22 protein-coding genes are annotated in these 26387 nt (G+C 69.0%); 13 read left to right on the forward strand and 9 right to left on the reverse strand.

Annotated features, from left to right (window positions below):
- The first annotated feature begins 30 nt into the window (after positions 1 to 30).
- The 5 genes from ftsZ (at position 31) to ligA (ending at position 7539) form a co-directional block, all read left to right on the forward strand.
- Entirely contained in the window at positions 31 to 1629 is a 1599-nt protein-coding gene (gene ftsZ, locus EBE87_RS16120; RefSeq protein ID WP_122140072.1) for a cell division protein FtsZ, read from the forward strand.
- Between the two features lie 208 nt (positions 1630 to 1837).
- A complete protein-coding gene (gene lpxC, locus EBE87_RS16125) occupies positions 1838 to 2791 on the forward strand; it encodes a UDP-3-O-acyl-N-acetylglucosamine deacetylase (protein WP_120637972.1) in 954 nt (317 codons plus the stop codon).
- Between the two features lie 47 nt (positions 2792 to 2838).
- Entirely contained in the window at positions 2839 to 3684 is an 846-nt protein-coding gene (locus EBE87_RS16130; protein ID WP_120637971.1) for an outer membrane protein assembly factor BamD, read from the forward strand.
- A gap of 9 nt (positions 3685 to 3693) precedes the next feature.
- The gene (recN, locus tag EBE87_RS16135; protein ID WP_120637970.1) at positions 3694 to 5373 is read left to right on the forward strand and encodes a DNA repair protein RecN; all 1680 of its coding nucleotides are present in this window, start codon (positions 3694 to 3696) and stop codon (positions 5371 to 5373) included.
- 18 nt (positions 5374 to 5391) lie between these two features.
- Complete coding sequence (gene ligA / locus EBE87_RS16140; protein ID WP_120637969.1) at positions 5392 to 7539, forward strand: NAD-dependent DNA ligase LigA; 2148 nt, start codon at positions 5392 to 5394, stop codon at positions 7537 to 7539.
- Here ligA and EBE87_RS16145 read toward each other — a convergent pair.
- Together EBE87_RS16145 and EBE87_RS16150 are read right to left on the reverse strand one after the other, a co-directional pair.
- On the reverse strand, positions 7490 to 8308 hold the full coding sequence (locus tag EBE87_RS16145) for a hypothetical protein (RefSeq protein ID WP_120637968.1): 819 nt from the start codon (positions 8306 to 8308) through the stop codon (positions 7490 to 7492). The two genes, ligA and EBE87_RS16145, sit on opposite strands and share 50 nt — an antisense overlap.
- Complete coding sequence (locus EBE87_RS16150; protein WP_120637967.1) at positions 8308 to 10089, reverse strand: aminopeptidase P family protein; 1782 nt, start codon at positions 10087 to 10089, stop codon at positions 8308 to 8310. The genes EBE87_RS16145 and EBE87_RS16150 overlap by 1 nt, the downstream gene beginning before the upstream one ends.
- 188 nt (positions 10090 to 10277) lie before the next feature.
- Between EBE87_RS16150 and EBE87_RS16155 the strand changes: the two genes are divergently transcribed.
- A complete protein-coding gene (locus tag EBE87_RS16155; protein WP_199707306.1) occupies positions 10278 to 10595 on the forward strand; it encodes a DUF1127 domain-containing protein in 318 nt (105 codons plus the stop codon).
- Between the two features lie 177 nt (positions 10596 to 10772).
- On the opposite strand, the gene EBE87_RS16160 is transcribed toward EBE87_RS16155, so the two are convergent.
- From EBE87_RS16160 to metF, 4 genes are read right to left on the reverse strand one after another with little or no spacing between them, the layout of a single operon-like run.
- Complete coding sequence (locus EBE87_RS16160; RefSeq protein ID WP_120637966.1) at positions 10773 to 11675, reverse strand: 50S ribosomal protein L11 methyltransferase; 903 nt, start codon at positions 11673 to 11675, stop codon at positions 10773 to 10775.
- On the reverse strand, positions 11675 to 13879 hold the full coding sequence (locus tag EBE87_RS16165; protein WP_120637965.1) for an ATP-dependent helicase: 2205 nt from the start codon (positions 13877 to 13879) through the stop codon (positions 11675 to 11677). The genes EBE87_RS16160 and EBE87_RS16165 overlap by 1 nt, the downstream gene beginning before the upstream one ends.
- Before the next feature lie 6 nt (positions 13880 to 13885).
- Entirely contained in the window at positions 13886 to 14389 is a 504-nt protein-coding gene (locus EBE87_RS30330; protein ID WP_233553168.1) for a pentapeptide repeat-containing protein, read from the reverse strand.
- A 50-nt stretch (positions 14390 to 14439) separates the two neighbouring features.
- A complete protein-coding gene (gene metF, locus EBE87_RS16175; protein ID WP_120637975.1) occupies positions 14440 to 15414 on the reverse strand; it encodes a methylenetetrahydrofolate reductase in 975 nt (324 codons plus the stop codon).
- Positions 15415 to 15686: 272 nt separating this feature from the next.
- On the opposite strand from metF, the gene EBE87_RS16180 reads away from it, so the two are divergent.
- Both EBE87_RS16180 and EBE87_RS16185 read left to right on the forward strand, forming a co-directional pair.
- Positions 15687 to 16475, forward strand: coding sequence for an MlaA family lipoprotein (locus EBE87_RS16180; protein ID WP_120637964.1), 789 nt, complete (start codon positions 15687 to 15689; stop codon positions 16473 to 16475).
- A gap of 53 nt (positions 16476 to 16528) precedes the next feature.
- Positions 16529 to 17155, forward strand: coding sequence for an MlaC/ttg2D family ABC transporter substrate-binding protein (locus EBE87_RS16185; RefSeq protein WP_120637963.1), 627 nt, complete (start codon positions 16529 to 16531; stop codon positions 17153 to 17155).
- A 30-nt stretch (positions 17156 to 17185) separates the two neighbouring features.
- Here EBE87_RS16185 and EBE87_RS16190 read toward each other — a convergent pair whose 3' ends face one another.
- Entirely contained in the window at positions 17186 to 18133 is a 948-nt protein-coding gene (locus tag EBE87_RS16190) for a hypothetical protein (protein WP_120637962.1), read from the reverse strand.
- A 229-nt stretch (positions 18134 to 18362) separates the two neighbouring features.
- Between EBE87_RS16190 and EBE87_RS16195 the strand changes: the two genes are divergently transcribed.
- The 5 genes from EBE87_RS16195 (at position 18363) to EBE87_RS16215 (ending at position 24196) form a co-directional block, all read left to right on the forward strand.
- Complete coding sequence (locus tag EBE87_RS16195; RefSeq protein ID WP_456316270.1) at positions 18363 to 19367, forward strand: ABC transporter ATP-binding protein; 1005 nt, start codon at positions 18363 to 18365, stop codon at positions 19365 to 19367.
- Between the two features lie 22 nt (positions 19368 to 19389).
- Positions 19390 to 20658: an ABC transporter substrate-binding protein gene (locus EBE87_RS16200; protein ID WP_120637960.1), complete on the forward strand. Its 1269-nt coding sequence runs from the start codon at positions 19390 to 19392 to the stop codon at positions 20656 to 20658.
- A 10-nt stretch (positions 20659 to 20668) separates the two neighbouring features.
- A complete protein-coding gene (locus EBE87_RS16205) occupies positions 20669 to 21520 on the forward strand; it encodes an ABC transporter permease (protein WP_120637959.1) in 852 nt (283 codons plus the stop codon).
- 8 nt (positions 21521 to 21528) lie between these two features.
- Positions 21529 to 22335 carry an ABC transporter permease gene (locus EBE87_RS16210; RefSeq protein ID WP_120637958.1) on the forward strand — a complete coding sequence of 269 codons (807 nt, stop codon included), beginning with the start codon at positions 21529 to 21531 and terminating at the stop codon, positions 22333 to 22335.
- A gap of 91 nt (positions 22336 to 22426) precedes the next feature.
- A complete protein-coding gene (locus EBE87_RS16215; RefSeq protein WP_233553169.1) occupies positions 22427 to 24196 on the forward strand; it encodes a putative bifunctional diguanylate cyclase/phosphodiesterase in 1770 nt (589 codons plus the stop codon).
- Here the strand turns inward: EBE87_RS16215 and EBE87_RS16220 are convergent.
- Together EBE87_RS16220 and EBE87_RS16225 are read right to left on the reverse strand one after the other, a co-directional pair.
- Positions 24193 to 25071 carry a phytanoyl-CoA dioxygenase family protein gene (locus tag EBE87_RS16220; protein WP_120637956.1) on the reverse strand — a complete coding sequence of 293 codons (879 nt, stop codon included), beginning with the start codon at positions 25069 to 25071 and terminating at the stop codon, positions 24193 to 24195. The genes EBE87_RS16215 and EBE87_RS16220 overlap by 4 nt on opposite strands.
- Entirely contained in the window at positions 25068 to 26300 is a 1233-nt protein-coding gene (locus EBE87_RS16225) for a glycosyltransferase (RefSeq protein ID WP_120637955.1), read from the reverse strand. The genes EBE87_RS16220 and EBE87_RS16225 overlap by 4 nt, the downstream gene beginning before the upstream one ends.
- Positions 26301 to 26387 lie beyond the last annotated feature (87 nt).

The following is a 26387-nucleotide window of genomic DNA, read 5'->3' on the forward strand; positions in this document are numbered from 1 at the left end:
CGCTGGCCACGCCCAAGGAGACATGCTGTCATGACGCTGAACCTGACCATCCCGCGCCAGCAGCACACGGATTTCAGTCCGCGAATCACCGTCGTCGGTGTTGGCGGCGCGGGCTGCAACGCCGTGAACAACATGATCGCCATGGGCCTCGACGGCGTCGAGTTCCTGGTGGCGAATACCGACGCGCAGGCGCTCGTGCACAGCCGCGCGGAACGCCGCGTGCAGCTCGGCCCGCACCTGACGCAGGGCCTGGGCGCGGGCGCAAAGCCGGAAATCGGCCGCGCGGCGGCCGAGGAAGCGACCGAGGACCTGGCGCGGCACCTCGAAGGCATGCACATGGTGTTCATCACCGCGGGCATGGGCGGCGGCACGGGCACCGGCGCGGCGCCGGTCATCGCGCGCATGGCGCGTGAGCGTGGCATCCTGACGGTGGGCGTGGTGACGAAGCCCTTCGACTTCGAAGGCCCGAAGCGCCGCCGCTCCGCCGAGGTCGGCCTGGAGGATCTGCAGTCCTATGTGGACACGCTGATCGTCATTCCGAACCAGAATCTCTTCCGCAAGGCGAACGAGCGCACCACGTTCGCCGAAGCCTTCAAGATGGCGGACGACGTGCTCTACATGGGCGTGCGCGGCGTCACTGACCTGATGGTCAACCCGGGCCTGGTGAACCTCGACTTCGCCGACATCCGCACCGTGATGGCGGAGATGGGCAAGGCGATGATGGGCACCGGCGAGGGCGAGGGCGAGGACCGCGCGGTGAAGGCGGCCGAGGCCGCGATCAGCAACCCGCTGCTGGAGGATACCTCCATGCTCGGCGCCAAGGGCGTGCTGATCAACATCACCGGCGGCTACGACATGACGCTGTTCGAGGTGGATGCCGCGGCCAACCGCATCCGCAGCGAAGTGGACGAAGATGCCAACATCATCTTCGGCTCCTCGGTCGACGAGGACATGAATGGCCGCCTCCGCGTCTCGGTGGTCGCCACCGGTATAGACGCCATTCAGGAGCAGCCGGCGGCCGAGCGTCCGAAGCTGGTGGCCATGGGTGGCGCCGGGCCGGTGAACGCCGTCTCCAACACCGGCATCGCGCCGCAGCAGCCGAACCAGCCGCGTGGCGTGATGGGTGCGCCGGTGGCGCCCCGCGCCATGATGCCGCAGCAGGGCGCGCCGGTGGGTGGCCCCGTGCGCGTCGGTGGCCCGATGGCTGGCGCGCCGCGCCGCCCGGCCGGCATGGCTTCTGCCGCCCCCGTGCCCGCCGCCCCGGCTGGCTTCGCCGAGTCGCAGACCAACTTCGCCCCGGTCGAGGCCCCCTCGCCCGAGGATGTGCCGGCGGGCATCGCGTCCCAGGCTGAGCCGCAGCAGCGCAGCGCGCCGACGGCGACCCGGCCTGTGGCGCCCTCGCCGGCCTCGGCCCCGGCGCCGACCAGCGGCGGCGGCTTCAGCCTCTTCCGCAAGGCGACGGGCCTGATGCGCCGCAACCTGACCGGCGAGGGTGACACCACCCAGCCGGCGGCCCCGCAGCAGGCCGCGCCCCGCCCCGCCGCGCCGCAGCCCGCTCCGGCGCAGCCGAATGCGGAGGAAATGAACGGGCTCGACATCCCGACCTTCCTGCGCCGCCAGAGCAACTAAGCTTCTCGAGTCCCTGCCAGGTGAAAGGCCCCCGTGTCACACGGGGGCCTTTTGCTTTGCAGCATTTCATTTAGAAACAGGTATTTACAGCGAAATACGCGGTAATAAGCCTTGACTCGCCCAATGGCCCCGCCGGTGTCATTTAAGCCCTGCCAGGAGCGTTAAGAATTTTGGTTACGCTCCATGAAAGACAGGATCAGAGGCGTTTATGGACGGTTCCCTTGCAGTTCAGACGGGTCGGCGGAAGACGCTGAAGGCGCCGATCGGCTGCGTGGGCGTGGGCCTCCATTCCGGCCAGCGCGCCAGCCTTACCCTGAACCCCGCTCCTGCCGGTGACGGCATCGTGTTCCGCCGCAGCGACCTGGGCGTCGATATCGCCGCCCGCTTCGACTGGGTGGGCGATACCCGCCTCTGCACCGCCCTGATCGCCCCTGGCCGCCCAGAAGCTCGCGTTGGCACTGTCGAGCATGTGATGGCCGCCCTTTCCGCCTGCGGCATCGACGATGCCCTGGTGACGGTGGACGGGCCGGAAGTGCCCATCATGGACGGCTCCGCCGCCCCCTTCATCTTCCTGATCGACTGCGCCGGCACGGTGGAAAGCCTGGAGCCGCGCCGCCGGATCGAGGTGCTGAAGACCGTGCGCGTCCAGGCCGGCGAAGGCCCTGGTGCCGCCTGGGCCGAGCTTTCCCCGAATCTGACTGGCGGCTTCGAGGCCTCCCTCGGCATTCAGTTCGACGGCACCGTCATCGGCCGGCAGGCGATGACGCTGCGGGTGACGGAGAATTCCTTCCGTGCCCTGCTGGCCGATGCCCGCACCTTCACCCTGGAGCAGGAGATCAAGCAGCTCCGCGCCGTCGGGCTGGCGCGCGGCGGCAGCCTGTCCAATGCCGTGGTGGTGGATGGCGACACGGTGCTGAACCCCGGTGGCCTGCGCCACCCGGAGGAATTCGTGCGCCACAAGCTGCTGGACGTGGTGGGCGACCTGGCCATGGCCGGCGCCCCGCTCCGCGCCCGCTTCCGCGGCGAGCGCTCCGGCCACGCCTTGAACAACCGTCTGCTGCGCGCCCTTTTCGCCGATCCGACCGCCTGGCGCTGGGAGCATGACGAAGTGGTGTCCCTTCCCCTCGCCCGTCCGGCGCTGCGCGAGCCGGTGGCGGCCTGAAGGCCCCCTGGTGGCTGCCCCCGGCGGCATGATATAGAGCCGGCGCGATGCGCATCCGTTCCCCCCGCTCCCTCCGTTTCACGTTGCTGCTGGCAGCCCCGCTTATGCTGGGCGCCTGCTCCTCCTGGAACGGCAAGTCCGATTCCCTCCGCGCCCGCGCCGATTTGTCGGCGCAGACGCCTGAGGCCCTCTATGCCGCCGGCATGGATTCCCTGAAGCAGGAGCGTTACGCCGATGCCCAGGGCTTCTTCGAGGCCGTGGAGCGGGAACATCCGTATTCCACCTGGGCCACCGGCTCCTCCCTGATGGCGGCTTATTCCGACTATCAGCGGAACCGCTATACCGAGGCCATCGGCGGCCTGAACCGCTTCATCCAGCTGCATCCCGGGCATCGCGACATCGCCTATGCCTATTACCTGCGCGCGCTCTGCTACTACGAGCAGATCGTCGACTCGCAGCGGGACCAGCAGGGCACCGAGATCGCGATGGCGCAGCTTCAGGAAGTGGTGAACCGCTTCCCCGACAGCTCCTATGCCCGCGATGCCGCGCTCAAGATCGACCTGGCGCGCGACCACCTCGCCGGGCGCGAGATGGAGGTCGGCCGCTTCTACCAGGCGCGTGGCCTGCCGCAGTCCGCCATCGGCCGCTTCCGCCGCGTCATCGAGCAGTACCAGACCACCAACCACGTGCCTGAGGCACTGCACCGCCTGACCGAGATCTATCTCTCGCTCGGCCTGACGGACGAGGCGCGCAAGACCGCCAGCGTGCTGGGCCATAACTACCCGGGCAGCCCCTGGTACCAGGACTCCTATGCCCTGCTGGTCGATGGTGCCACGCCGGCCGCGGATGACCGGCCCGGCTTCGTGCGTCGCAGCCTCGACTGGATCTTCTGAGGCCGGCGCATGCTGGTCTCCCTCGCCATCCGCGATGTCGTCCTGATAGAGCGGCTGGATCTCGCCCTCGGCGCCGGTCTTACGGTGCTGACGGGCGAGACCGGCGCCGGCAAGTCCATCCTGCTCGACAGCCTCGGGCTGGCGCTCGGCCAGCGGGCCGAGGCCGGGATGGTGCGCTCCGGGCAGCCGCAGGCTTCCGTCGTCGCCTGCTTCCACCTGCCGGCCAGCCACCCCGCCCTGGCGCTGATCAGCGAACAGGGCATCGAGGCCGAGGACGATCTGGTGCTGCGCCGTGTGGTGCAGGCCGATGGCCGCTCCCGCGCCTTCATCAACGACGAGCCGGTCGGCGTCGGGCTGCTGCGGCGGCTGGGCACGCTGCTGGTGGAAGTGCAGGGGCAGCACGATCAGGTCGGGCTGGCTGACCCTGCCTCCCATGCCGGGCTGCTGGATGCCTTTGGCGGGCTGGATGCCGACCGCGCCAAGGTCGGCGAGGCCTTCCGCGCCTGGCGCAATGCCGAGCGTGAGCTGACGGCGGCACGCGAGGCCATCGCCAGCGCCCAGCGCGACGAGGAATGGCTGCGCCACGCCGTAGGCGAGCTGGACGAGCTGGCGCCGGAAGAAGGCGAGGAAGACCGTCTCGCCGAAGAGCGCCAGGCCATGCAGCAGGGCGAGCGCCGCGCCGAGGCCGTGGCTTCCGCCCTCTCCGAATTGCAGCCGCGCGACCGCCGTGGCGGCGCCGGCCCGGCCGCCGCGTTGCGCAATGCCGCCCGCGCGCTGGAACGCCTGCCCGCCCCCAATGAGGAAGCCGCCCCCGCGCTGGCGGCGCTGGGCCAGGCGCAGGATGCGCTGGCCGAGGCGGAGAACCTGCTGGAGCGCCTGTCCCAGGGCATGTCGCCGGACCCGCGCCGGCTGGAGCATGTCGAGGAACGCCTCTTCGCCCTGCGCGCCGCCGCCCGCAAGCATGCGGTGCCGGTGACGGAACTGCCGTCGCTGCTGCGCGAGTTGAAGGAGCGGCTTTCCGCCCTGGATGCCGGCGCCGAGCGCGCCACCGCCCTGGAAGCCGCCGCCGCCGCCGCCAAGGCCAGCTACCTGGAGGTGGCGCAGGCGCTGTCCGCCAACCGCCGCGCCACCGCCGGCAAGCTGGAAGACGCCGTAGCGCGGGAGTTGAAGCCACTGAAGCTGGAGCGTGCCCGGCTGCACATCTCCATCGAGCGGCGGGACGAGCGCGGCTGGGCCAGCGACGGGCTGGACCGCATCATCTTCCTGGTCTCCACCAATCCGGGACAGAAGCCGGGGCAGCTCGAGAAGATCGCCTCGGGCGGCGAGCTGTCGCGGCTGATGCTGGCGCTGAAGGTGGTGCTGGCACGCGGCTCGCCGGTGCCGACGCTGGTCTTCGACGAGGTGGATAGCGGCGTCGGCGGCGCCACGGCGGCAGCGGTCGGCGAACGGCTGGCCCGCGTGGCCGAGCGTTTGCAGGTGCTGGTGGTGACGCATAGCCCGCAGGTGGCGGCGCGTGGGGCGCAGCATCTGCGCGTTTCCAAGGGCATCCGCGCCGAGCGGGCGGAGACGCGGGTGGAGCCGCTGAACGACAAGGCGCGGCGCGAGGAACTGGCCCGCATGCTGGCCGGCGAAACCGTGACCGAGGCCGCGCGCGCGGCGGCGGATAGCCTGCTGGACGGTGCGGCCTAAGCCGCGTTAGCAAGCGGCATGACCCGCCGCGACACCCCCCCCGAGCAACTCACCGAAGCCGATGCCGCCGCCGAGCTGGCGGTCCTGGCGGAGGAGATCGCGGCGGCGGATATCGCCTATCATCAGCAGGACGCGCCCGTGATGACGGACGCGGAATACGACGCGCTCCGCCGCCGCAACACGGCCATCGAGGCGATCTTCCCGGCCCTGAAGCGCGCGGACAGCCCGAATGAGGCGTCACCGGGCGCGGCGCCGGCCGCCGGCTTCGCCAAGTCCCGCCACGGCACGCCGATGCTGAGCCTGGACAATGCCTTCGCCACCGCCGACTTCGAGGAATTCGCCAAGAGCATCCGGCGCTTCCTGAAGCTGGGCGAGGATGAGGTGCTGCGCTTCGTGGGGGAGCCGAAGATCGACGGCCTCTCGGTCAACCTGACCTATGAGAATGGCGTCTTCGTGCGCGGCGCCACGCGCGGCGACGGCACGGTGGGCGAGGATATCACCCGCAACCTGGAAACGCTCTCTGAGCTGCCGCGCCAGCTCTCCGCCCCCTTCCCCGAGCAGATCGAGATCCGCGGCGAGGTCTTCATGACCAAGGCGGATTTCCTGGCCTTCCATGCCGAGCAGAGCCGCCTGGCGGAGGAGCGCGAGCAGCGGCGGGAGCGGGGCGAGAAGGTGGGGGCGGAGATCCGCATCCCCGCCAATCCGCGCAATGCCGCCGCCGGGTCGCTGCGGCAGTTGGACCCGGAGGTCACGGCGCGGCGGCCGCTGAAGCTTTTTGCCTATGCCCAGGGCGCTTCCAGCACGCCGGTGGCCGAAACGCACAGCGACTACCTGAAGCGGCTTGAGGCCTGGGGTTTCCAGGTGAACCCCCTCTCCCGCATTGTGCCGGATGAGAATGCCGCCGAGGCCTTCCAGGCCGAGATGGCGGAGCAGCGCGCCGGGCTGGACTACGACATCGACGGCGTCGTCTACAAGCTGGACCGGCTGGACTGGCAGACGCGGCTGGGCTTCGTCGGCCGCACGCCGCGCTGGGCCATTGCCTGGAAGTTCCCGGCGGAGCGCGCCGTCACGGAACTGCTGCGCATCGACATCCAGGTCGGCCGCACCGGCGCGCTGACGCCGCGCGCGGTGATGCAGCCGGTGAATGTGGGCGGCGTGATGGTGCAGCATGCCACGCTGCACAATGAGGACGAGATCGCCCGCAAGGATGTGCGCATCGGCGATACCGTGGTGCTGCAACGCGCGGGCGATGTGATTCCGCAGATCGTCAGCGTGGTGCTGGAGAAGCGCCCGGCCGACAGCAGGCCCTTCGAATTCCCCACCACCTGCCCCGCCTGCGGTAGCCATGCGGTGCGGCCGGAGGGCGAGGTGGTGCGCCGCTGCACCGGCGGGTTGATCTGCCCGGCGCAGACGGTGGAGCGGCTGAAGCATTTCGTCAGCCGCAACGCGCTGGATATCGAAGGATTGGGCGAGGAGAACATCATCGCCCTGCACGAGGCCGGGCTGGTGAAAAGCCCTGCGGATATCTTCAGGCTTCACGAGCACACCGCCACGATCCGGCAGTGGGAAGGCTGGGGCAAGGGCGGCAAGAGCTCCAAGAAGCTGGACAACCTGCTGGCCGCCATCGAGGCCCGCCGCAACCCGGCGCTGGAGCGGTTCATCTTCGCGCTCGGCATCCGCCGCATCGGGGCGCAGAACGCCAAGCTGCTGGCGCGCCACTACCACAGCTTTGCCAACTGGCGCGCGAAGATGCTGGCGGCCACCACCATCGGTTCCGAGGCGCAGGAGGAACTGGGTTCCATCCAGGGCATCGGCCCGGCCATCGCGACGGAACTGGCGGAGTTCTTCGCGGAAGCGCGCAACCGCGCCGCGCTGGACGACCTCGCCAGCCAGGTGACACCGCAGGACGCCGAGAGCATCGGCGACAGCGGCAGCCCCTTCGCCGGCAAGGTGGTGGTGTTTACCGGCACACTCGAAAAAAGCTCGCGCGACGAGGCGGAAGCCATCGCCGACCGGCTGGGCGCCAAGGTCACCAAGAGCGTCTCGAAGAAAACCGATTTCGTGGTGGTGGGCGCCGATGCCGGCTCCAAGGCCAAGAAAGCGGCGGAACTGGGCGTCAGGACGCTGACGGAGGCGGAATGGCGGGAGATGGCGGGGCTGGCGTAAGCAGCGCCTCCAGCGCCCGGCGCAGCAGGCCCACCGGGTCCCGCCCCTCTCCGGTGGAGACCAGGGCGCGGTGGCTGGCATTCAGCACCCAGTGCCGCGCGCCCGGCAGCAGGGAGGAAGAAACCGGCACCATGCCGTCATTCGGCCCGGCGCCGCGCCGTTCCAGCCATTCCGCCAGCGGCAGGTAGGCGCGGTCGGGCCCCACCGCCGTGGCGCGCTTCACCTGGCTGCCGATGCACAGCACCGGCAGGCTGGCGGTCAGGGCGGCCACCGCCCCGGCGTGGTGGGACATCCAGGCGCTGCGGACGGCGGTGGTCAGGTCCACCAGCCCGTCCCCGGCGCCGACACCCAGCAGCCGCGCCAGTTGCCGTGCCGCCCCATGCAATGGGCGCGACCGCAGCACCGCATCGGCCAGGGCGGAGCCGAAGAAGGGCGACTGGATGGCCAGGAACCCGGCGCAATGCGCGGCGACGCCCGGGTGCAGCAGCGCCGACAGCGATTCCAGCCCGCCCTTGCTATGCGCCACCAGAAGGCAGGGCTCCCGCTGGGCCAGCAGGCTGCGCGCCAGCAGGGCGGCATTGCGCTCCACTGGCGCGGAAGTAGGCAGGGCCACCACGCTGGCCTCCGCCCCCGAGGCACGCAGCCAGGCAAGCTGTGTGCCCATGTAGTCGAAGCCGATGGGCCCCAGGCGGGCGATGACCTCTCCCGCCAGCCCATAGGCCAGCAGCACGCGCCGCCCGGCCAGGGCCGGCATCGGCGCCTGCGGCATCAGAGCGGGGCGCAGGCGCGGGCCAGCCAGGAGGCCACCTCCGGCTCCAGTTCCGGCCCTATCTCGGCCAGCACGCGGGCGTGGTAGGCGTCGATCCAGGCGCGCTCCTCCGCCGTCAGCAGCGTGAGGTCGATCAGCCAGCGGTCATAGGGCGCCAGGGTCAGCGTCTCGAAATCCAGGAAAGGCTTCACCTGCCCCGGCAGGCTGCCGGCGGCGCGGGTCAGCAGCAGGTTCTCGATGCGGATGCCATAGGCGCCGGGCAGATAGAAGCCGGGTTCGTTGGACAGGATCATGCCCTCCTGCAACGGCACCGCCCTGGCGGCGCGGCTGAAGGCCACCGGCCCCTCATGCACCGACAGGAAGCTGCCGACGCCATGGCCGGTGCCATGGTCGTAATCCAGCCCCGCATCCCAGAGCGGCCGGCGCGCCACCGCGTCCAGATGCGGCCCCGCCGCCCCCTGCGGAAAGCGCAGGGTGGAAAGCGCCACATGGCCGCGCAGCACCCGGGTATAGCGGTCCACCAGATCGGCCGGCGGGGTGCCGGGGCCGGTCCAGAGGGTGCGGGTGACATCGGTCGTGCCGTCGGTGAACTGGGCGCCGCTGTCGATCAGGTAGCATTCATCGGCGCGGATCGGGCGGTCGCTCTCCGGCGTGGCGCGGTAGTGGATGACGGCGCCGTTCTCGCCGGCACCGGAAATGGCCGGGAAGCTTTCGGCGCGGAACAGCGGCAGCGCGGCGCGAAAGGCCAGCAGGCGCTCGGCGGCGGAAACCTCGGTCAGGCCGCCCCTGGGGGCCTCGGCCTCGAACCAGCAGAGGAAGCGGGCCAGGGCCAGCGCGTCGCGGTGGTGGGCGGCGCGGCTGCCCTGCTGTTCCACCGCGTTCTTGCGGGCGCGGGGCAGGCGCACCGGGTCCTCGCCCTTGGTCAGATGGGCGCCCGCCTCCAGCAGCGTGGCGGCATACCAGATGGGCGTGATGTCCGGGTCCACCCGCACCCGGCAGCCGCCCATGCCGCCCAGCACATCCCCCAGCGAGGCCGGCGTATGGATGGCGACCTGGCTGCCCAGATGGGCGCGGGTCTCAGGCCCCAGCTTGGAGGGCTCCATGAAGAGGTCCACGCGCCCATCCGCACGCAGGATGGCGCTGCCCAGCGCCAGCGGCGTGTAGAACAGATCGCCGCCGCGGATATTCAGCAGCCAGGCCACGGAATGGGCATCGGCCAGCACGGCGGCATCCTCGCCGGCCTCGCGAAGCTGGGCGGCGGCGGCGGCGCGCTTGTCCTCGCTGCTCTGGCCGGCGAATTCCAGCGGCTGCGGCACGGCGGGCGCCATGGGCGGCGCCGGGCGGTCGCGCCAGATGTCGTCGATCGGGTTGGCCACCAGCGGCACCAGCACGGCGCCGGAAGCCGCCCTGCGGTCGATAAAGGACTGCGGATGCAGGCGCGGGTCGTAGCCGATGCGCAGCCCGGCCGCGTGTTCCTCCAGCCAGTCCTGCGGCGGCTGGTCGATCAGGTGGCGGCGTTCCCAGAGCGCGGGGTCGGTCTGCGCGGCGACCTGGGTGGTGTAGCGCCCGTCGGTGAAGATGGCGGCTTTCTCTGCCAGGACGACAGCCATGCCAGCCGAGCCGGTAAAGCCTGTCAGCCATGCAAGGCGTTCAGCACTGGGCGGCACATACTCCCCCAGGAACTCGTCGGACCGGGGCACAAGCACACCGTCGACCCCCAGTCCTGGCAAGCTTTCGCGGAGAGCCGCCAGATGGACAGAATAGTTCGTCGCCAGTGTCATTTTTATGAGCTTCCCGTTAAGAACATGTTTCCATGAGTATCAATGCATGAAACGCATGGCTGAACCATGTGCGTGGCGCTACTCAATCTGGGCCGGAAGAGTATCTAGAGGCCATCAAACAGGGCGGTCACCACGGCAAGAGCCGGACACGCTGCCCTCTCGGACAGTGATATCGGGACACAGCAGTCATGAACGCCCTCATCAACCAATCTGCCGCGATCGAAGCCATCCGTCAGGAGGCTATCCGGGAGCGTGACGCGAAGATCAGCGGCTGGTTCCGCAAGATGTTCCGCGCCGTCGCGGAATACCCGGCCCGCCGCCGCGTGATGGACGAGCTGTCGATGCTGACGGACCGTGAGCTGGCCGATATCGGCCTGACCCGCGGCGAGATCGGCCGCGTCTTCGACATGGTCGAGAAGCGCCCGACGGCTACGGTTCACAGCCTGCCGGTCGCCAAGAAGAGCACGGTGGAAATTTCCGTCCGCGCCCACCGCATCGCGGCCTAAGTTTTTTCGGTCACTCGTGCAACCTGGGTCCCACACCCAGGTTGTAGTGGACAGAGACCAGTTTCCGAGGCGGCGCTCCTCACTACTCCCCCTCCCCCCAACGCCGTTTCGGTTTGATCGCCCTGCCGCCCCTTAATTCGGGTGGCGGGGCGATCTCTTTTTGGGGGCGGCTCAGCCTCAGCGCTTGCGCAGCACCAGCGCGGACCAGGCGCCCTGGTCGATCCGACGCTCCAGCACCAGCCCGGCGCGGCGATGCGCCGCCAGCACCATCCGCACCTGCGTGCCCAGCAGCCCGGCCAGGATGGCGGTGCCGCGCGGGGCCAGATGGTCCGCCAGGTCCTTGGCCATCGAGCAGAGCGGTCGGGCCAGGATATTCGCGAAGACAAGATCGTAGCGGCCGCCATGCACCGCCGGGTGGCGCCAGCCATCGGCCAGCTTGGCCCGCACCATGTGCAGCAGCCCGTTCATCCGCGCGTTCTCGGCGGTGATGCGGACGCTCCAGGGCTCGATATCCGTGGCCAGCACCGGGCGCTTCAGCTGCTTGGCCGCCGCCATGGCCAGGATGCCGGAGCCGGTGCCGATATCCAGGATGCGGCGCGGCCGGCGGTGTGCCATGCCCTCGAAACCGATCAGGCAACCACGGGTTGAACCATGCTCGCCGGAGCCGAAGGCCAGCCCGGCATCCAGCTTGAGCACGATCTTGCCGCGGGTGACGGGGTCCGGCACATGGGTCGGGCGGATCACAAAGCGCCCGCCGATCTCCTGCTCGGGGAAGGCTTCCACCGTGCGGGCCAGCCAGCCTTCCGCCTCCACCGGCTCGCGCTGCAGCTCCGGCGCCTCGATGCCGGAAATGGCGGCGGCCAGGGTCAGGGCCGGCAGCAGTTCCTCATCGCCCACGCCCAGTTCCCGCACCGCTTCCAGGCGCCAGGTATCGGTCGGGTCGTCCTTGAAGTAGCCAACGGTCAGGCACACGGTCTGAAGCGCGGCTTCGAAGGCGGGCACGGCATGCTCGGGCAGGCCGTCCAGGGTCAGGGTTTCCAGCAGTTGCGGATGGCGGCGGTTGGTCAGGCCCTGGTTCATCAAGCTTTTTCCACGAAGGTATCGATCACGCGCTTCCGTCCCGCCTTCTCGAACTCGACGTCCAGCTTGTTGTCCTCGGCGGCGACCACGCGCCCATAGCCGAATTTCTGGTGAAATACCCGCTGCCCAACCGGAATGGCCGCCGTGCGTGCCGGGCGCTCCGCCACCTCCCAGGAGCCGGCCTCGATCACCCGGGGCTTGCGCGCCACCAGCGGGAACTGGCCGGAGAAGGCGGAGGGCGCGGAAGCCATGCGGTTGCGGTGCGCGCCGGCGCCGCCTTCCCGCTCCACATGCGCTTCCGGCAATTCATCCAGGAAGCGGCTCGGGACGGCGCTGCTCCAGGTGCCATACATCTGGCGGTTGGCGGCATGGCTGATGATGCAGTGCTTGCGGGCGCGGGTGATGCCGACATAGGCAAGCCGCCGCTCTTCCTCCAGCGACTTCTCGCCGCCCTCGTCCAGCGCGCGCTGGTTGGGGAAGAGGCCTTCCTCCCAGCCCGGCAGGAAGACGGTGTCGAATTCCAGGCCCTTGGCGGCGTGCAGCGTCATCAGGCTGACGCGCTCGGCCTCCGCGTTCTCGTCATTCTCCATCACCAGCGCGACATGTTCGAGGAAGCCCGCCAGGGTGTCGAACTCGCCAATGGCGCGGATCAGTTCCTTCAGGTTGTCCAGGCGCCCGGCGGCCTCGGGCGACTTGTCCTGCTTCCACATGTCCGTGTAGCCGGATTCATCCAGCAGCGTGGCCGTGACGACCACATGGCCCTCACGCGGCAGCGCCTCCCGCCAGCGGGCGAAGCCTTCCAGCAATTCGTGCAGCGCCGCCTTGGGCTTGGCGCGGATGGCGCCGGTCTCGATCATCCGCCAGGCGGCCACCACCAGCGGCTTGCCTTCCTGCCGCGCCAGGGCATGCATGGCACGGATGGTGGTCTCGCCCAGGCCGCGCTTCGGCGTGTTGACGATGCGCTCGAAGGCCAGGTCGTCGGCCGGCTGGTTCAGCACCCGCAGATAGGCCATGGCGTCGCGGATCTCGGCGCGCTCATAGAACTTCTGGCCGCCGACCACGCGATAGGGCACGCCGAGGGTGATCAACCGTTCCTCGAAGGCGCGGGTCTGGAAGCCGGCGCGGACCAGGATGGCCATCTCCGAGAGCCTGTCGCCCCGCCGCTGCCCCTGCTCGATCCGGTCGCCCACCATGCGGGCCTCTTCCTCGGAATCCCAGAGCGAGACGACGCGCACCTTGTCGCCATCGGCATCGTTGCGGCCGGGGCGCAGCGTCTTGCCCATGCGGCCGTTGTTCTGCGCGATGAGCCCGGCGGCGGCGCCCAGGATGGGGCGGGTGGAGCGATAGTTGGATTCCAGCCGCACCACGGTGGCGCCGGGGAAGTCCCGCTCGAAGCGCAGGATGTTCTCGATCTCGGCACCGCGCCAGGAATAGATCGACTGGTCGTCGTCGCCGACGCAGCAGATGTTCTGCGGCTCCGGCGCCGGGCGCTGGGCCAGCAGGCGCAGCCAGAGGTACTGGACGGTGTTGGTGTCCTGGTACTCGTCCACCAGGATGTAGCGGAAGGTGCGGTGGTAGGAGGCCAGCACATCCGGATTGGTGCGCAGGATCTCGACCACCAGCATCAGCAGGTCGCCGAAATCGACGGCATTCACGTCCTTCAGGCGGCGCTGGTACTGGGCGTAGAGGTCGCGGGCGCGGCCATTGGCGAAGTCCACGTCCTCGGCCGTCGTGACGCGGTCCGGCGTCAGGCCCTTGTCCTTCCAACGCTGGATGGCGCTCATCAGCGCCTGCGGCGGCCAGCGCTTGGTGTCGATATTCTCGGCCACCATGATCTGCTTCAGCAGACGCATCTGGTCGTCGGTGTCGAGGATGGTGAAGTTGTGCTCCAGCCCCGCCAGCGCCGCGTGCCGCCGCAGCATGCGGGCGCAGAGCGCGTGGAAGGTGCCGAGCCAGAGCCCTTCCGCCGGCTGGCCCAGGATGGCGGAGACACGCTCCCGCATCTCCTTGGCCGCCTTGTTGGTGAAGGTCACGGCCAGGACCTGGCTGGGCCAGGCGCGCCGCGTCATCAGGATATGGGCGAAGCGCGTGGTCAGCACCCGCGTCTTGCCGGTGCCGGCGCCGGCCAGCACCAGCAGCGGGCCATCGACGGTTTCGACCGCCGCGCGCTGCTCGGGGTTCAGGCGGGTCAGGTAATCGCTCATGCGCCCCTACTCACGTTCACAGGCACCGACGGAGGCGGCGGCGCAGCGGCGCTGGCCATCCACCCAGAGAGCGCCACCCAGCATGGCGCCGGAAAGATCGGCCGCGCCCAGCTCGGCGCCCTGGAGGTTGGCGCCGCGCAGGTCGGCGCGAAAGAAGCGGGCCTGCCGCAGGTCCGCCCCGGCCAGCGAGGCATCGCGCAGCGTGGCCCGGGTGAAATCCGCCCCGCGCAGCACGGCGCCGGACAGGTCCGCCCCGGTCAGGTCGGCGGAGGTGAAGCGGACATCCGGCCCTTCGACCCCCGCCAGCTTGGCGCCCGCAAGTTTGGCGCGGGAGAAGCTGGCATCGCGCAGCACGGCACCGGAGAGATCGGCCTCGCGAAAATCCTGCCCATCCTGCAGGCAGCGGCGCCAGTCCACCTTTGGGGCCGCCGCATCTGTGCAGGCCGCCAACGCCGGGCTGGCGGAGAACAGCAGGGGCAGGACAAGCAGGGAGGCCAGGAGGAGGATCACGCCGCTGGCTATAGAACGTCTTGCGAACAAGACCAAGCCTTGGCGGGGATTCACCCCTTTCTCGGCCGGGCCCCGAGGATATGCGCGATGGCGTAGGAAAGGTCGGCACGGTTCAGGGTGTAGAGGTGGAACTCGTCCACGCCATTCGCCTGCAACAGCCGCACCTGCTCCGCCGCCACGGCGGCGGCGACCATCTTGCGGGTCTCGGCATCGTCTTCCAGCCCGTCGAAGAGCGTGCCCATCCAGTCCGGCACATTGGTGCCGCACATGGCCGAGAACTTCTTCACCTGCTTGAAATTGGAGACCGGCAGGATGCCGGGGACGATCGGCACGGTGATGCCGGCGGCCAGGGCGCGGTCCAGGAAGCGCAGGAAGACCTCAGTATCGAAGAAATACTGTGTGATGGCGCGGGTGGCGCCGGCATCGATCTTGCGCTTCAGGTTGTCGATGTCGTGCTGGGCGGAGGTCGCGGTCGGGTGCGTCTCCGGATAGGCGGCCACCGAGATCTCGAAATCCCCGATGCGCTTCAGCCCGGCCACCAGGTCGGCGGCATAGGCGTAGCCCTCAGGGTGCGGCGTATAGGTTTCCTCGCCCGTGGGCGCATCGCCACGCAGCGCCACGATATGGCGCACGCCGGCATCCCAGTAGCGGCGGGCGACCTCGTCCACCTCGTCCCGGCTGGCGCCGACGCAGGTCAGGTGGGCGGCGGGGGTCAGGGAGGTTTCCTTCACCAGCCGCGCGACGGTGGCGTGGGTCCGCTCCTGCGTCGTGCCCCCGGCACCATAGGTGACGGAAACGAAGCGCGGCGCCAGCGGCTCCAGCCGCCGGATGCAGGCCCAGAGCTGCTGTTCCAGCGCTTCCGTGCGCGGCGGAAAGAACTCGAAGGACAGGGCCGGCGCCGGCATGGCCATGCTTTGCGGCAGGCCGGCGACGCGGGGCCCGGTCAGCCAGCGCCGCAGCGTGTCCTGGCTTCCGGTGGTCTGCGCTTGGGAGGGCCCGGCGGGGGCGTCGACGACTTGGTTCATGACGACACGCATCCTATCCGAAGCGGGCGCCCAGGTGAACGGCTCCTCTGGCCGGGCTTCCGGCGGTCCGGCCCTGCCAATGCCGAAAAGGTGACAAGCGGCAACTCGGCTTCCGGCAGAGCTTCTTCCATAATGGTGCCCCTCCGCATATACATACGTGCCCGTTCGTATATAAGCTGCCGATGCAATGAGGCCGTGAAGCGCAACCTTCGCCGCTAGCGGCCAGTTAGATACCGCGCCCACGCCCCCCCCCTCCAGGATACGTTCCGCCGATGTCCTCCCTCCGCCGCCCCTCCCTGCTGCTGCTCGGCCTGCTGGCCCTTTCGGCCTGCGCCACGCGCCCGCCGGCCAGTGAGCCGGAAGCCCTGGCCGAGTTCGAGCAGAACAACGACCCGTTCGAACCCTTCAACCGCGCCATGTACGCGGTTAATACCGGCATCGACGACGTGGTGCTGCGGCCGGCGGCCAAGGTCTATCAGTTCGCGGTGCCGCAGCCGGTCCGTACCGGCGTGCGCAACGTGCTGGGCAATCTCCGCACCCCCGTCATCGCCGTGAACGATCTGCTGCAGGGCGAGCCGGACCGGCTGCTGGTGACGGTCGGGCGCTTCATGATCAACACCACCTTCGGCCTGGGCGGCATCTTCGACGTGGCGGCGGCAACCGGCATGCCCGGCCACACCGAGGACTTCGGCCAGACCTTCGCCACCTGGGGCATCGGCGAGGGTCCCTTCCTGTTCCTGCCGATCCTGGGCCCCACCAATCCGCGTGACCTGGTGGGCTATGGCGCCGGCGTCGCCGCCGACCCGCTGACCTGGATCCTGCCCGATGGCGGCCCCACGGCCGAGGGCCTTGGCTATTCCCGGCTGGGCCTGACCGTCGTCGACACCCGCGAAGGGCTGCTGGAGACGGTGGACGCCATCAACGAGACCAGCCTGGACCCCTACGCCACCTTCCGCAGCGGCTACCGGCAGAACCGCAACCAGCAGATCCGCAATGCCGGCGAGCTGCCGGCCACCGCCGGGCCGCTGGCGCAGCCCCGCACCGGAACCACCGCGCCCTGACGGCGTTGATTACGACACCACGACTGACACACGCAGAACGAGATATCCGCCGTATGAACCGCCGCATCTTGCTTGCCAGCATGCTCGCCACGCCGTTTGCGCTGACCGCCATCCGGCCGGCCCATGCTGAGATCGACATCAACCGTGCCGCCCAGTTCATCCAGTCCACCGGCCAGGAGCTGGTGGCGGCCATCAATGCCCGGCAGCCGGTGGCGGCACGCCGGCAGCGCGTGGCCAGCATCCTGCGGCAGGCGGTGGATATCGACGGTGTCGGCCGCTTCATCCTGGGCCGCTGGTGGCGCGTCGCCTCCCCGGCGGAGCAGCAGGAATACATGAGGCTCTTCGAGGAAACGCTGATCCGCAACCTCTCCGCCCGCTTCGGCGAGTATGAGGGCGTGCGCTTCAGCCTGGGCCGCAGCCAGCAGCGCACCGAGGACGACGTGCTGGTGAGCACCATCATCGAGCGTCCCGGCCAAGCCGCCTTCAACCTGGACTGGCGCGTCGGCGAGGTGAACGGCCAGCCGCGCGTGGTGGACGTGATCGCCGAGGGCACCTCGCTGCGCCTGACGCAGCGCAGCGAGTATTCCGCCGTGATCAGCCGCAACGGCAGCCAGGTCTCGGCGCTGTTGGCCGCGATGCGCCAGCAGATCGCCGCGCTGGCGGCCCGCGAAGGGCGCTAAGCCCTTCCTCTTCTGAGCCGGCCGGGGCGCTCAGCCCCGGCGGCGCAGGATGGCGTGCATCATGTGCCCATCCATGCTGGGGAAGACCTGACGGGAAGCGCAGGCCTCGGGGTCCACCCCCGCCAGCAGGGCTTCCATCTCCCGCGGCGTGGTCCAGCGCGGCTTGCGCTCCAGATAGGCATCCATCCAGGCCGCTTCCGGCACCGGCGCGCCGGCGGCGCAGAGCAGCAGCCGGCCGCCGGGCTTCAGCACCTCGAAGGCGGCGGCCACCAGCTCGGCAGTGGCCGACGGGGTCCAGAAGAGCGGCGGGCGGGGGATGCAGATCAGGTCGAAGCGACCGCTGCGGCAGGAGCGCCGCGAGAAGCCGCGCAGGGAACAGCGCAGCACCTGCAAGGGCAGGCTTGGCGGCACGCCTTGCCGCAGCACCTGGCGTTGCTCGAGGTCCTCTTCCAGCACCACCCAACGGCCCATGCGCTGCAGCTGCGTGACCTCGGCGGCTTCCCGCAGATGGCCGGCACCCAGCGTCAGGATGCTGGCGCCGGGCACATCGGCCACCACGGCATCCACCATCCGGCTCAGCAGGGCGTTGCGGTTGCGCAGCGCATTGGCCCAGGGCAGCGTGCTGGTGATCGCGAAGAGGTCACGCCCCGCCCGCGAGGTATCCGCCAGCAGCGGCGCCGCGGCCGGGTGCCCCAGGAACATGTCCAGCCGGACAGCGGAAGGCCGCGCGGCATGGAAGACCGTCGGGTCTTCCAGCATCAGGCGGCGCATGGTCGGATGGCTGCGCAGCAGGTGCCGCACCCGCATCCAATCCTGCGTGTTCTGGCGCAATGTCCCGCACAGGCGGATCAATGCTCCCAAGGCCACCGGCGCCCACCCCGGTTCCCAGGCCAATTCGACCAGCCGGTCGAGCTCCTGGTTCAGCTCGGCCTCTTCCCAGTACCTTGGGCTGTAGAATGACGTGCTGTTGTCATGCATGAGCAGCCCCTTTCTCGCTCCTTCAGCCATAGCTGCTCTGCCGCCAGCCGCATTACCCAAATTGGTCATGCGGTCGCAAAAATGTGACCCTCACGCGCCATTGATGTGCTGAAGGGCACGCAACCGTTTCGCTAAAGCTCCAATGCCTGAACTTTAGGCATGTGTTGCCACCTGACAGACGCCATCGGGGATCATCCGAGTGGTGCGGCGCTTGCATGGCTCCCGCTGAGTGGAACAGCGAGGCAGGCCATTGCAGGCGGATGTGGAGCTGATCAGGGTCACCAAGCGCTACGGGGGCGGCGCGGTGGCGGTGGACGATATCTCACTCGCCATCCCGGCCGGCAGCTACTGCTGCCTGCTCGGCCCCTCGGGCTGCGGCAAGACCACGACCTTGCGGATGATCGCGGGGCATGAGGAGGTCAGCGACGGCGACGTGCTGATCGGCAGCCGCAACGTCACGAACCTGGAGCCGGCCGTGCGCGGCACGGCCATGATGTTCCAGAGCTACGCACTGTTTCCCCATCTCTCGGCACTGGAGAATGTGGCCTTCGGGCTGCGCATGCGCGGCGTGGCCAGGGCGGAGCGGCTGCGGCGGGCGCAGGAATTCCTCGACCTGGTGCAGCTTTCCGCCATGGCGGGGCGGCTGCCCAGCCAGCTTTCCGGCGGCCAGCAGCAGCGCGTGGCGCTGGCCCGGGCGCTGATCACCCACCCCAAGGTGCTGCTGCTGGACGAGCCGCTTTCCGCCCTCGATCCCTTCCTGCGCACCCAGATGCGGGAGGAGCTGAAGCGCCTCCAGCGGGAACTGGGCATCACCTTTATCCACGTCACTCATGGGCAGGACGAGGCGATGGCCCTGTCGGACATCGCGGTGGTGATGAATGGCGGCCGCATCGCCCAGGCGGCCCACCCGCGCGAGGTCTTCGAGAAGCCGGCCAGCGCCTTCGTCGCCCGCTTCATCGGCGGCCACAACGTGCTGCGGCTGCCGGAAGGGCGCTTCGCCATCCGCACCGACCGCTGCCGGCTGGGGGGCGATCGCCTCGCCGGGCATGTCACTGCCATCGAATATCAGGGCGCCGCCGTGCGCGTGGTGCTGGCCGCCCAGGACGGCCAGACCGCCGAGGCCATGCTGCCCGATGCCCTGTTCCACGCCGCGCCGGTCAGCCCCGGCGCGGCGGTGACCCTGGGATGGGATGCCGCCGATGCGCACCCCCTGCCCCAGGCTGACGCTGCCTGACGACAACAGAAGGACTGAGGATATGAGCAAGACCACCCTCACCCGTCGCGGCTTGCTGGCGCTGGGCGGCGCGGCACTGGGCAGCGGGGCCGTCACCGGCTTCCCTACCATCTGGGCGCAGAACATCAAGGACGTGACGCTGCGCCAGATCGGCACCGGCGTTTCCGGCCTCAACCCGATCGCCGAGCAGGTGAAGAAGGACCTGGGCTTCACGCTGCAGCTGACGGTGACGGATACCGATGCCGTGGCGCAGCGCGCCGCCACCCAGGCGCGCAGCTTCGACATCGCCGACATCGAATACTTCAGCATCAAGAAGGTCTATCCGACCGGTGCGATGCAGCCGATCGACACCCAGCGCATCAAGCTGATGGACAAGGTCGTGCCGATCTTCACCACCGGCAAGCTGACGCCGGAGAGCCAGATGGGCCAGGGCACTTCGCCCTTCTCGGTCGGCTTCGTGGAGAGCAAGGACGCCAAGGGTTTCGCCGGCAAGCGCACCGAGCTGATGACGCTGATGCCCACCGTCTACAACGCCGATACGCTCGGCATCCGTCCCGATCTGGTGGGCCGGCCCATCACCCACTGGAAGGACCTGATGGACCCGGCCTTCAAAGGCAAGGCCAGCATCCTGAACATCCCCGGCATCGGCATCATGGATGCCGCCATGGTGGCCGAGAGCGCCGGCGCCATCCAATACGGCGACAAGGGCAACATGACGCGGGAGGAGATCGACAAGACCATTGCCTTCCTGATCGAGGCCAAGCGCGCCGGGCAGTTCCGCGCCTTCTGGAAGAGCTTCGACGAGAGCGTGAACCTGATGGCCTCGGGCGAGGTGGTCATCCAGTCCATGTGGTCGCCGGCCGTGGCGGCGGTGCGCTCCCGCGGGGTGCAATGCGTCTATCAGCCGCTGGCTGAGGGCTACCGCGCCTGGGGCTCCGGCCTTGGCCTGATGCGGCACCTGACCGGGCTGCAGCTCGACGCCGCCTATGAATACATGAACTGGTACCTCTCCGGCTGGTGCGGCGCCTTCCTGAACCGCCAGGGTTATTATTCGGCGGTGCTGGAGACGGCCAAGGCCAGCATGTCCGAGAACGAGTGGGGCTACTGGATGGAAGGCAAGCCCGCCACCGCCGAGATCCTTTCCCCCGACGGCAAGCCCATGGAGAAGGCCGGCGCGGTGCGTGACGGCGGCTCCTTCCAGGAACGCATGGGCAAGGTCGTCTGCTGGAACTCGGTGATGAACGAGGACCGCTACCTCGTCACGAGGTGGAACGAGTTCATCGCGGCGTAAGGACAGCAGGATGCGCCGCTCTGCCCTCTTCTCCTGGCTGCAGGCGGCGCCCCTGGCGCTGGTGCTGGCCATCTTCCTGGTCGTGCCGATGGCGATGATCGTGGTCGTCAGCTTCTTCGACTACAGCGCCTTCAGCCTGATCCCGGATTTCGTCTTCACCAATTACCGCGAGGCCTTCGGCTCCGCCGTCACCTGGCGCACCTTCGGCAAGACGCTGTGGTATGCCGGGCTGGTCTGGGCCATCACCTTCGCCCTGGGCTTCTGGCTGGCCTACTACCTTGCCTTCATCGTGCGGGGCGAGATGACGCGCATGGTGCTCTTCGTGCTCTGCACCGTGCCCTTCTGGACCTCCAACCTGATCCGCATGATCGCCTGGGTGCCCTTCCTGGGCCGCAACGGGCTGATGAACCAGGCGCTGATCGGCGCCGGGCTGATCGACCAGCCGCTGGAGTTCCTGCTCTTCTCCGACTTCGCGGTCGTGCTGGCCTTCGTGCATCTCTACACGCTCTTCATGGTGGTGCCGATCTTCAACACCATGATGCGCATCGACCGCCGGCTGCTGGAGGCGGCGCGCGATGCCGGCGCCAGCTTCTGGCAGACGCTCTGGGTGGTGATCCTGCCGCTCTGTAAGCCGGGCATCGGCATCGGCAGCATCTTCGTGGTGGTGCTGGTGCTGGGCGACTTCGCCACCGTGCGGCTGATGAGCGGCGGCCAGAGCGCCTCGGTCGGGCTGATGATCTCCAACCAGATCGGGCTGATGCAATACCCGGCCGCCGCCGCCAATGCGGTGGGCCTGCTGGTGATGGTGCTGCTGCTGATGGCCGCCATCCTCCGCGCCATCGATATCCGCAAGGAGCTGTGACGCCAGCCATGCCCGGACGTACCGCCCGCATCCTGCTGACCCTGCTCTTCGCCGTCTTTCTCGCCTTCCTTTATGGCCCGACGCTGACCATCACCATCCTCTCCTTCCAGGGGCCGGATGGCGGGCTGACCTTCCCGATGAACGGCGCCTCCCTGCACTGGTTCGGGCGCCTCTTCGCCACCCAGGCGGTGGGTGACCTCGGCGCGGCGCTGCGGCGCTCCCTGGCCCTGGCGGCCATGGTCACGGTCTGCACCGTGCTGGTCTCGCTGGCCGCCGGCATGGCCTTCCGCCGCCGCTTCCCCGGCGGCACCGCCCTCTTCTATCTGACGCTGGCCAGCCTGATCGTGCCCTCCATCCTGGTCAGCCTCGGCGTCGGGCTGCTCTTCACGCTGATGGAATGGGAACCCACCTGGTATTCCTCCGCCTTCGGGGCGCAGCTCACCTGGACGCTGCCCTTCGGCCTGCTGATCATCTTCGCCCTGTTCAACCGCTTCGACCGCGCCTGGGAGGAAGCGGCGCGCGACCTGGGCGCCACGCCCTGGCAGAGCTTCCTGCATGTCGTGCTGCCCATCATCGCGCCCGGCGTGGTGGGCATCGCCCTCTTCGGCTTCACCCTCTCCTTCGATGAATTCGCCCGCACGCTGCTGACCGCCGGCACCGGCAATACCCTGCCGCTGGAAATCCTGGGCATGACCACCACTGTCACCACCCCGGTGCTCTATGCCCTGGGCACCGCCTCGACGGCCCTCTCTTTTCTCGTGATCGGCCTCGCTATCCTGGGTGTAAGAGGCTTGCGAAGACCGCGCGAAAGGTGAAACTTCCTTCCCGTTTCCAACCTGGAGAAGATAAGCCTGGAATCGTTGAAGGCAGGCGTGCCGAAAAGAGGCGGGTGAAGGGTTGGACGATATGCTCGGGCGCCTAGCCTCCCTGCTGCGCGACAGATGGCGCGGACCGGAGACGGAGCAGGACGGCCTGCGGCTGTTCCGCCTGCTGGCCGAGAATGCCACCGACATGATCGTGCTGCTGGACCTGGATGGCACGCGCACCTACGTCTCCCCCGCCTGCCGGACGCTGCTGGGCTATGAGCCGGAGCAGCTGACGGGCGTTTCCACCTTCGTCTTCGTGCATCCCGAGGACCTCTCCCTGGTGCGGGAGCGGATGCGGGCCGTCGCCGCCGGCGAGGGCAACCGCCGTGGGGTGAACCGGATCATCCGTGCCGATGGCAGCATCGCCTGGGTGGAGGCCAGCCTCCGCCTGGTGCGCGACCCGGAGAGCGATGCACCGCTCGAGATCGTCTCCGTGGTGCGGGATGTCACGGAGCACAAGCAGAACGAAGCCCGCATCGAGCAGATCGCCGCCACGGATTACCTGACCGGCCTGCCGAACCGCCGCGCCTTCCTGGCCGGGGTGGAGGCCATGCTGACGCGCGGCCTGCCCTGCGCGCTGCTGTTCATCGACCTCGACAACTTCAAGCCGGTCAATGACATCCACGGCCATTCCGCCGGCGATGCCGTGCTGATCGAGGCCGCCGCCCGGCTGCAGCAGGACACGCCGCCGGATGCGATGGTGGCACGGCTGGGCGGCGACGAATTCGCCGTGCTGCTGCCCGACGGCGCTCTGGCGGAAGGCGTGGCCGGGCAGATCCTGCGCGCCTTCTCCGCCCCGGTGGTGGCGGAAGGGGTGGTGGCCGAGATCGGCGCCAGCATCGGCATCTCCCGCAGCCCGGAACAGGGGCAGGATACCGAGAACCTGCTGCGCACGGCCGATATGGCGATGTACCACGCCAAGCGGGCCGGGGCCGGACGCTTCCTCTTCTTCACCCGCGATATGGAAGACGAGCTGCGGGAAAAGGCCGTCTTCAAGAGCCGGCTGAAGCAGGCAGTGGAGGGCGGCGAGATCGTGCCCTTCTACCAGCCGCTGGTGGACCTGCGCAGTGGCCGGCTGATCGGGATGGAGGTGCTGGCGCGCTGGCGCCACCCCGAGCGCGGCATCCTGGCACCCGCCGAGTTCATCGCCCATGCCGAGCATGGCGGATTGATCACGCCCCTCTTCAAGAGCCTGCTGCGCCAAGCCTGCCAGGACGCCATCTCCTGGCCGGAGGGACTGAAGATCGCGGTCAATATGTCGCCGCGGCAGTTGCAGGACGCCTCCCTGGCCGGGGTGGTGCTGGATATCCTCTCGGCCTCCGGCCTCAGCCCGCTGCGGCTGGAGCTGGAAGTGACCGAGACGGGCATCGTGCATGACCTCGGCACCGCCAAGCGGCTGCTGGGGCTGCTGCGGGAGGCGGGCATCCGCGTGGCGCTGGATGATTTCGGCACCGGCTATGCCAGCCTGCGCATGGTGAAGGAACTGGCGGTGGACCGGCTGAAGATCGACCGCTCCTTTGTCATGGCCCTGGCCTCGGCGCCGGAAAGCGGGCGCTATGTCTCGGCCATCATCGGGCTGGCACGGGCCCTGGGCCTCGGCACCACGGCCGAGGGCATCGAGGACGCCACCACCATGCGGCGCATCGCCGCCATGGGTTGCGACCTCGGCCAGGGCTATTTCTTCGGCCGCCCGCGCCCCCTGGAGGAACTGGCCCCCTGGCTGGCGCGGGCGGAACTGGGCGAGCGGGCGCTGCCGGAAGATGAACGGAGCGAATCCAGGCTGCCGGCGCCCGGCCCCGCCCCGGTTTAGCGGGCCCTGAGCTCCGGGTTGCAGGACACGTCCTGCGCCATGAGCAGGTTGTGCAGCTCGGCACTCAGGCCAGCCGCCTCCGGTGCGCCGCTGCGGCGGCGGGAGGCCATCTCGTAAGCGCAGAACTGGTCCGTCGCCGCCACGGGGGCGCCATAGGTGAAGAACAGCGACAGCTTGGACTGCTTGCCGCGCAACAGGCGCCAGCCCTCCTTGATGCCATGGGTCACCCGCGGCGCGCCCAGGCGCCGGTCGGCCCGCAGCAGCAGTGTCTCGAAGGGGTCGGCAAGCTGGCCCGCGTGGGAGAGCCGGATGTCAAAGAACACCACGTCGCCGGCCCGCGTCCGCAGGGTTTCCACCGCCCCTTCCAGCGGCGAGCGGGTATGGTGGGAACCGGGGCGGACCTGCAATCCATGCCCATCCTGGTCATGGTCCTGCAGGTAGATGCCGGCCCGGAAGACGGGGATGTCCCGGCTGGCATAATAGTCGCCTTCGAAGCAGCCGCCCTGGCTTTCCCCGGTATCCTTGTGCCACCAGCTCAGCATATTCATGTGCGCATCGCAGTTGCCGGTGAAGACCGGGTGGCGGCTGCCGGTGATGTCGCGGAAGACCTGCACAATGGCGGGATGGGCAAAGATCCAGCCCATCGCCGGCACGTGGCTGGAGGCATGCGGCTGGTGCTTGCCGAGGCCTTCCCAGTTCCAGCGCCGGGCAAAATGCGCCAGCAGCGTCTGGCGCAGCCGCGCGACCTCCGCCGCCGACAGCAGCTGCGGCACGACCATGTAACCGTCCCGCGCCATCACGGCCCGCCGGGCGGCGGCATTCTGGGCTTCAGGACCGGCCGCACCCTGGTGCGGCGGCAGGGCATCCGGCGTCATGGTCGTTCCTCATCCATTCGGTGCAGCAAAATGCTGGGGCTCAGCGGTTGGCGGTGCCAGTCACGCACGGCATGGTCCAGCACGGCCTGATGGTGCCGGGCCGTCGTGGTCCAGTCGAAGCGCAGAGCGTGGCACCGCGTCGCGGCGCGATCCGGCATCTGGGCGAAGAGTTGCCGGACGGCGCTGACGAGTGCCTCCGGGCTGCGGTCGCGCATCAGCAATCCGGCTTCGGGGGCACAGACCACCTCCGGGCTGCCCCAGACGGGCGTGGCGATCACCGGCGTCCCGCAGGCATTCGCCTCCATCAGGACATTGGCGATCCCTTCCCGGTCCGAGCAGAGGACCATGGCATCGGCGGCGCCCATGGCGGTGCAAAGCGCCTGCTGCGGCAGCTCACCCAGAAAGGCGACACGCTCCGCCACCCCTTCCCGCTCCGCCTGGGCGCGGAGCTGCTGTTCCATCGGGCCGGCGCCGGCAATGGCCAGCCGCGTATCCGGCAGCCCCTGCAAGGCCGCGATGGCGATATGGTGCCCCTTGCGCGGGATCAGCGAGCCTACCGAGATCAAGGTGCGGCCGGTGAAGCCAAGCTGGCGCCGGGCCTCGCCACGGTCCCGCAGCGGCTGAAACAGCGCATGGTCCACGCCATGCAGCACGACTTCGGTTCCGGCGGCGGCGGGCTCGATCTCGATCATGCGCCGGCGCAGCGCGTCGCAGACCGCGGTCAGGCCATGTGCCCGCCGGAGGGCCCAGCGGATCTGCGCGCGCGGCACGGGCAGGTCCGCGATCAGGCTGACATCGCTCCCGAAGGCGGTCATGACGAAAGGGCGCTGGAAGAAGGCCGACAGCAGGGCCGCCGCCACCCCGTCCGGATAAAGGTAGTAGGAATCGATGACGTCGAAGTCGAAGCCTTCCCGCTTCAGCCGGGCCAGGAGCGGCACCAGCGAGGCCGCGATGGCATAAGGTGCCCAGGCGGCGCCAAGCTTCGGCACGGTCGCGAAGCGCGGGTGCCAGACCGAAAGATGATCCTGAATCTCATGGTGCGGAACATTGGAGTATTTCGCGTAGCGGCCGAAGAGTTCCTGCGAAAAAGGGAACCAGGGCACCGGCGCGACGGCTTCCAGCCCTGCCGGATCATTGGCTGAAAGATGAAGCAGGCGATGCTTCAGAAAAACGCCATGCGCCGGCTGCCTGATGTTGGGCATCAAGGACGACAGTGAAAGGATCTTCATTTCTGAATGAAATCCTTATCCACGTGCAATTTCCTCTCCCCAACAGCGAATATTCGCGGTCAATGGCAGAAGCGTTTTCATGCCATG

Source organism: Teichococcus wenyumeiae (genome assembly GCF_003696345.1).
In the GTDB taxonomy this organism is placed as follows: Bacteria; Pseudomonadota; Alphaproteobacteria; order Acetobacterales; family Acetobacteraceae; genus Pseudoroseomonas; species Pseudoroseomonas wenyumeiae.